Origin of the sequence: Microbispora sp. H10836 (genome assembly GCF_012999525.1) — a bacterium.
In the GTDB taxonomy this organism is placed as follows: Bacteria; Actinomycetota; Actinomycetes; order Streptosporangiales; family Streptosporangiaceae; genus Microbispora.
In genome coordinates, this window is the sequence record NZ_JABBWU010000003.1 from 427,968 (window position 1) to 434,091 (window position 6,124).

Annotated in this window: 8 protein-coding genes and 1 pseudogene; 6 read left to right on the forward strand and 3 right to left on the reverse strand. The window is 70.4% G+C overall.

What is annotated here, in order from left to right; all coding sequences use genetic code 11:
* The first annotated feature begins 69 nt into the window (after positions 1 to 69).
* Positions 70 to 663: a hypothetical protein gene (locus HHX30_RS09505; protein WP_169981473.1), complete on the forward strand. Its 594-nt coding sequence runs from the start codon at positions 70 to 72 to the stop codon at positions 661 to 663.
* Positions 664 to 729: 66 nt separating this feature from the next.
* Here HHX30_RS09505 and HHX30_RS09510 read toward each other — a convergent pair whose 3' ends face one another.
* The gene (locus tag HHX30_RS09510; RefSeq protein ID WP_169981474.1) at positions 730 to 1,386 is read right to left on the reverse strand and encodes a hypothetical protein; all 657 of its coding nucleotides are present in this window, start codon (positions 1,384 to 1,386) and stop codon (positions 730 to 732) included.
* A gap of 135 nt (positions 1,387 to 1,521) precedes the next feature.
* Here HHX30_RS09510 and HHX30_RS09515 point away from each other — a divergent pair, with 135 nt between their 5' ends.
* Complete coding sequence (locus HHX30_RS09515) at positions 1,522 to 1,923, forward strand: VOC family protein (RefSeq protein WP_249349820.1); 402 nt, start codon at positions 1,522 to 1,524, stop codon at positions 1,921 to 1,923.
* Between the two features lie 4 nt (positions 1,924 to 1,927).
* On the opposite strand, the gene HHX30_RS09520 is transcribed toward HHX30_RS09515, so the two are convergent.
* Positions 1,928 to 2,674, reverse strand: coding sequence for an aminoglycoside 3'-phosphotransferase (locus HHX30_RS09520; RefSeq protein WP_169981475.1), 747 nt, complete (start codon positions 2,672 to 2,674; stop codon positions 1,928 to 1,930).
* Between the two features lie 63 nt (positions 2,675 to 2,737).
* Between HHX30_RS09520 and HHX30_RS09525 the strand changes: the two genes are divergently transcribed.
* From HHX30_RS09525 to HHX30_RS09535, 4 genes and pseudogenes are all read left to right on the forward strand, one after another.
* A complete protein-coding gene (locus HHX30_RS09525) occupies positions 2,738 to 3,805 on the forward strand; it encodes a patatin-like phospholipase family protein (RefSeq protein ID WP_169981476.1) in 1,068 nt (355 codons plus the stop codon).
* A pseudogene (locus HHX30_RS43685) lies at positions 3,802 to 4,074 on the forward strand (NAD(P)H-binding protein); the annotation flags it as partial. The gene HHX30_RS09525 and the pseudogene HHX30_RS43685, both read left to right, overlap by 4 nt.
* Positions 4,075 to 4,136: 62 nt before the next feature.
* Positions 4,137 to 4,385 (forward strand): hypothetical protein, encoded by a 249-nt coding sequence (locus HHX30_RS41465; RefSeq protein ID WP_249349821.1) that lies wholly within the window; start codon positions 4,137 to 4,139, stop codon positions 4,383 to 4,385.
* Positions 4,386 to 4,450: 65 nt separating this feature from the next.
* A complete protein-coding gene (locus HHX30_RS09535; protein WP_169981477.1) occupies positions 4,451 to 5,041 on the forward strand; it encodes a dihydrofolate reductase family protein in 591 nt (196 codons plus the stop codon).
* Positions 5,042 to 5,057: 16 nt separating this feature from the next.
* On the opposite strand, the gene HHX30_RS09540 is transcribed toward HHX30_RS09535, so the two are convergent.
* Positions 5,058 to 5,891, reverse strand: a complete 834-nt coding sequence (locus tag HHX30_RS09540; RefSeq protein WP_169981478.1) for an SAM-dependent methyltransferase — start codon at positions 5,889 to 5,891, stop codon at positions 5,058 to 5,060.
* Positions 5,892 to 6,124: the final 233 nt, after the last annotated feature.

Here is a 6,124-nt window from a genome sequence, read left to right on the forward strand (position 1 = left end):
CGCTTGTGTCCCGAAGCGGACGCGCAGGAGGCGAATGGCAGGGCGAACGATAGAGCAGGTGTGGATCGGATGGGCGACAACAAAGCAGGCACTTCCCCCGTCGTGACGGCGTCCGCCCGGCGTCTGGCCGTCGCCGCGATCCTCATCGCGATGTCGAACGTCGCGGCGGCGTCGCCGGCACTGGCGGCGCCGGCCCCCGCGGTCGGCCACGGCCCGCACGGGCAAGGTCACGCGCCGGGCGCGCACAGCCAGGGCGGCCAGGGCAACAAGGGCAAGAAAGGTAAGAAGGGCAAGGGGAAGAAGGGCCGTGGTCACGGCGCCCGCCTCGGTGCCCGTCTGGCCGGTTTCGGTGGCAGGTTCGGTGGCGGGTTCGGCGGTGGTTTCGGTGACGGCGACGACGGTGGCGGCACCCAGCGCACGACCGGAATCAACACCGCCAACGCGCCGACGATCAGCAGCCCGCCCTTCCAGCTGTCCACCGGCAAGCGCAACGTGAACGCCCCCGCGGGCAACAGCGCCGTCGACTTCGCCGGCACCCAGCAGGTGTCGAGCGTCAGCGTCTTCACCGACTCCCTCAGCGGCAACTGCCAGAACGGGATCAAGAACTGCTCGATCAACCAGAACCTGCGGGCCGCAGAGAGCAGAGGCGGCATCGGGCGGTAGAGCCCGGCGGCACTGAAAAGGGCGTCCTCCCACCGGGAGGACGCCCTTCTCACTGCCGGATCGGGATCAGAGCTCGCCGCTCTCGATCGCCTGCTTGAGAGCACCCTGCAGCTGCTGGTGCGCGGCGGTGCCGTTCGCGGCGACGAAGTCGATCAGCGAGCTGTCCGCCTCGAAGGTGAGGTTCTCCGTGACGCGGGTCTTCCCGCCGGGCAGCGGCGTGAAGGTGATCTTCTGGTGCGTCACCACGTTGGGCTCCGACCAGCTGTCGGTCTCGTAGTAGAACCCGTCCGCGTGCAGACGCTGCTGCGCGTGCGTCTTGCTGACCACGAGCATGCCCTCGTACGGGATCTCCTCGATGGCCGTGAGGTTGCGATAGAGCGCCGGGGGCTCGCCCCACTGCTTGTGGGTGACGACCCGCTTCAGGAACGGGTTCCTGCCCAGGTGGTTGTTGAAGTCCGAGTACTTGTAGAAGGTGCCCGGCATCGGCGCGTCGATGTCGACGGAGATGCTGTTGGTGGCCCGGCTGCGTCCCGAGCCGGGCGCGGGCGGCGTGGTGTCGGAGAACTTGTAGGTGTCCCAGGCGGTCTGCCACTCCTGGGCGATCTCGGCGTCGCTCTCGGTCGTAGCGGCGGTCGTGTCGGCGTTCGCGGGAGCGGACAGGGCGGCGAGGAGGAAGGCCGCGGCGAACATCGGGGCCGCGGCAACTCGCAGGATCTTTCTCACATGTACCTCGAGAAGAGGAGAAATGGTACGAGTGATCTTCTATCGCAATCGCAACGTGTTGCAGAAGGGCCCATACCGAATAGGTCACGCGCGGAGGGCCGCTGATTGTCGGCCGGTCCTGGCATCGTGGAGCCCATGAGCAAAGCGAACATGCGCGTGAAGGGCTTCGACCATCTGGTGCTCACCGTGGAGGACGTCGAGCGCTCGCTGGCGTTCTACTGCGACGTCCTCGGCCTGGAGCCGGTGCGCGTCGACGAGTGGCGGGCCGGCGAGGCGCCGTTCCCCTCGGTGCGGGTGTCGCCGGACGCGATCATCGATCTGCTGCGCGGCACCCGCGGAGAGCCGAACGTCGACCACTTCTGCCTGGTCGTCGACCCGCTGGACTGGCAGGAGGTCATCGACGCCGGCGTCCTCACCGTCATCGACGGACCCGGCCGCCGGTTCGGGGCGCGCGGGGTCGCCACCTCGGTCTACGTCAAGGACCCCGACGGCAACGTCATCGAGCTGCGCTGGTATCCCCAGGACCAGGAGGACTAGAGGTTCACGTGGCGTCCCACAGCAGCCGGTAGTAGGCGATGCGTTCCGGGTCGGGGGCGACGCCGTACGCGTCGTACACGACGGCGTCGTACCCCGGGCCGTAGTTCCACTCCGTGCTCCACGCGGCGACCGCGAGGTCGGCCCACGGGTCGGCCACGCCGAGCGAGCCGAGGTCGACGTGCCCGGCGAACGCCCCGTCGTCGTGCAGCAGGGTGTTGGGCGCGCAGGCGTCGCCGTGGCAGACGACGAGGCGGTCGGCGGCGGGCGGCTCGCCGAGGCGCCGCCGGGCCTCGTCGCGGTCGCGGAGCCGCCGTTCGGCGCTCCAGTCGTACGGGCACTGCTGTGCGGGCAGGGTCTCGTGCAGCAGGCGCAGCCCCCGGCCGATCGCCGCCGCGGCGGTGGCGGGGTCGGCGGTCCAGCGCGGGTCCACCGCCGAGCGGCCGGGAAGCGCCGCCGTGACGAGCCAGGCGCCCTCCGCGTCCGAGCCCCATGCCAGCGCCCGGGGGACGGCTGCCCACCGCCCGGCCCATTCCAGGCGCTCCGCCTCGCCCGGCAGGTCGATCTCCGGGGTGCCGGCGGCGACCCACTTGACGTACCTCGTGCGGCCGTTCGCGTCCTCCAGCCGGAATGTCAGGCCACCGAGCTCATTGCGCCAGACCGGTGTGAGGGCGTCGCCCCCGGCGAGTTCGGCGACGACACCGGGCACCTCCACCGGCCCGGCCGGAACCGAGGCGAGTACGGGACGGCTCATGACCACCATTTTCCCCGCCCGCGGGCACGAACAGCGGGGACGGATGGAAGAAAGGCGGGGCCGATGGCCGGGGGAGACATGCGGGCCGACCTGGTGCTGGAGGGTGGCGGCGTCAAGGGCGTGGGCCTGGTCGGCGCGCTGGCCGAACTGCACGCGGGCGGTTACCGGTTCGGGCGGGCCGCCGGCACCCGTGTCGCGGGAACGTCCGCGGGGGCGGTGGTGGGGGCGCTGGCCGCGGCCGGGATGCCGCCGGAGCGCATGCGCGAGCTCCTGTTCGGCGTCGACTACCGCAGGTTCAGGGACGGGTCCGCCGCGGAGCGCCTCCCGCTGGTCGGCAGGGGGTTCTCACTGCTGTCCCTGCTGTTCGAACGGGGCGTGTTCGAGGGCGACTACCTGCGGGAGTGGCTGGGGAACGAGCTGGCCGGCCTCGGCGTCGAGACGTTCGACGACCTGGCGCTCGACGACCCGGCGCCCTGGATGGGCGAGGACCAGCGCTACAGCCTGGTGGTGACGGCCACGGACGTCACGCTGGGCCGGCTGGTGCGCCTGCCGTGGGACTACCGGAGCGTCTACGGCGTGGCGGAGCCGGGCAGGCAGCTGGTGGCCGACGCGGTCCGCGCCTCGATGTCGATCCCCTTCTTCTTCGAGCCCGTCACGATCGCCAATCCGGAGACCGGCCTGGTGTCGACACTCGTGGACGGCGGAGTGCTGTCCAACTTCCCCATCGACACGCTCGACCGGCCCGACGGGGAGCAGCCGCGCTGGCCCACGTTCGGGGTGAAGCTGCTCCCCGCGGTCCGGGAGGACACGCTCAGGCTGCCGTTCGTCGGGACTCCCCATCTGCCCGCCCTGCGACTGCTGACGTCCCTGGTCGGGACCGCGATCGTCGGCCACGACCAGACGTATCTGAACCAGCCCTGGGTGAGTGCAAGGACCATCCAGGTCGACACCGAGGGCGTCGGGGTGGTCGACTTCGACCTCGACGAGCGGCGGAAGCTGCACCTCTACCGCAACGGCCGGACGGCCGCCGCGGCCTTCCTGTCCACCTGGGACTGGGACGACTACCGCGCCCGCTACCGCCCGAAAAGCAGTGGCAGGGTCGCGATGGCCGGGAGTTCACTTGGTTCATGATCGTTATATCGGCCGCCTCCGGCGCGCTCGGCCGCCTCGTCATCCAGCATCTACGCACCCGTACGGACGTGGTGGCCGCGGTTCGCGACCCCGGCCGCGCGCCCGAGGGCGTGCCGGTGCGCCGCGGTGACTACGACGACCCGGCGAGTCTGCGCGAGGCGTTCGACGGAGCCGCCCGTCTGCTCCTGATCTCCTCTCCGGAGCTCGACACGGCCCGCAGGATCGGGCAGCACCTGAACGCGGTGACCGCGGCCAAGGAGGCCGGCGTCGGGGCGGTCGTCTTCACCAGCTTCCTGAATTCCGGTCGGATCTCGCCGAGGCGGCGGCCAACGTGTCGACCGGTGAGGGACATCTGGGCCGGGCGTACGACTTCACCGGGCCCCTGTGGAGCTATCCCGAGGTGGCCGAGGCGCTCGGCGTGCCCTATCGCGAGGTGCCCGACGCCGGGCCGGGCCCGATGAGCTGGATCAACGCCCAGATCCGCGCGGGGATGCTGGAGCAGCGGACCGACGACCTCGAACGGGTGCTCGGCCGGCCCGCCGAGACGGTCGTCTCACGTGCTCGGGGCTCTCGCCATTGACAAATAAATTTGTCGGTGACTACCGTATGGCTGGACGATAGAGGAGACCAGCGGAGGAGAGCGCCATGCGCATCGTGGTCATCGAGTTCATGAGCCTGGACGGCGTCGTGCAGGCGCCGGGCGGTCCCGAAGAGGACACCGACGGCGGCTTCGCCCACGGCGGGTGGGTGGGCCCGTTCTTCGACGCCGAAACCGTCGGCGCCGCATTCGACGACACGGTGGAGAAGGCGGAAGGACTGCTCTACGGCCGCCGCACCTGGCAGAACATGGCGGCGGCGTGGCCGGAGCGCGCCGGCGACCCGTTCGCCGACCGGATGAACGCGTTGCCGAAGTACGTGGTGTCGGACACGCTGGGCGACGAGCTCACCTGGAACACCACGCGGATCCCCGGGGACGGGGCCGTCGCCCGCATCCGGAAGCTGCGTGAGGCCGGCGAGGGCGACCTGGTCGTCATGGGGAGCCCGAGCCTCGTACGCACCCTCCTGCACGAGGGCCTGGTCGACGAGCTCCGGCTGATCGTCATGCCGGTCATCCTCGGCGGCGGGAAGTCGATCTTCCCCGGCGACGGCCTGCGGCACGGACTCGAACTGGTCTCCGCGACCAGCGGCGGCACCGGCGCTCAGGTGTGCACGTACCGGCCGGTCGCGGAGGGATGAGCGCAGGGCTCCTCGGTCAGGGCTTGACCGCGATGCCGCCGTACGCCCAGGCGTGGCCCCCGCCCGGGATGTGCTCCTGACGCTCGGTCTCGTCCGGGCGCCACCGCACCACCTCGACGATGCCCGGGGCTACCGGCTCCCAGCCCTCGAAGAACTTCGACACCTCGGCGTGGCTGCGCGGCACCATGGGCGCCGTGCTCTTGTCGTACGGCTTGGTCAACTCCTCGCGCGACTGGGGAGCGAAGTCGGACGTGATGTGCGACAGCAGCAGGTGGCTGCCCGAGGGCACGGCGGCCTTGAACCGCTCGACCAGGCCGTACGGATCCTCCTGGTCGGTGATGAAGTGCATGACACCCGCCAGGATGACGGCCACCGGGCGGGTGAAGTCGATCACGGACAGCACCTCGGGATGGGTGAGGATCGTCTCCGGTTCCCGGATGTCGGCCTCGAGCACGGTGGTCACCCCGGTGCCGGCCAGCAGGGCGCGGCCGTGCACCAGGACGATGGGGTCGTTGTCCACGTACGCCACCCGGGCCTCGGGGTTGGCCTGCTGCGCGATCTCGTGGGTGTTGCCCTGGGTGGGGATGCCGGTGCCGAGATCGAGGAACTGCGTCATCCCCGCTTCGGCGGCGAGATGGCGCACCGCCCGGCGGAGGAAGGCGCGGTGGGCGCGGACGCCCTCGCGCGTGCCCGGCGAGACCTTGACGAGTTGCTCGGCCGCCTCGCGGTCGGCCGCGTAGTTGTCCTTGCCGCCGAGCAGGTAGTCGTAGATCCGAGCGGGGTGCGGGACCTTGGTGTTGATTCGCTTCAGGACCTGCTCGGAATGCTCGGGACCCGTCACGTCGGGCATTGGTGCTCCTGTTTCTCGTTGCCGGGGAGGCGCGATCAGACCCGGCACTCCCGGGGAAATCGGGAGTACCGGGTTCATTGATCAGACTACGGGCACAGGGTCGTCATCAGGGGGTGGTCAGGTCGAATCGGTTGACGGTGACCGCGCCGCCCAGGGACTGGGTGGCGTAGTTGAAGACGGCGAATCGGTAGCCCATGAAGAACTGCCAGGCGTTGCCCATGGTGAAGCCGGGC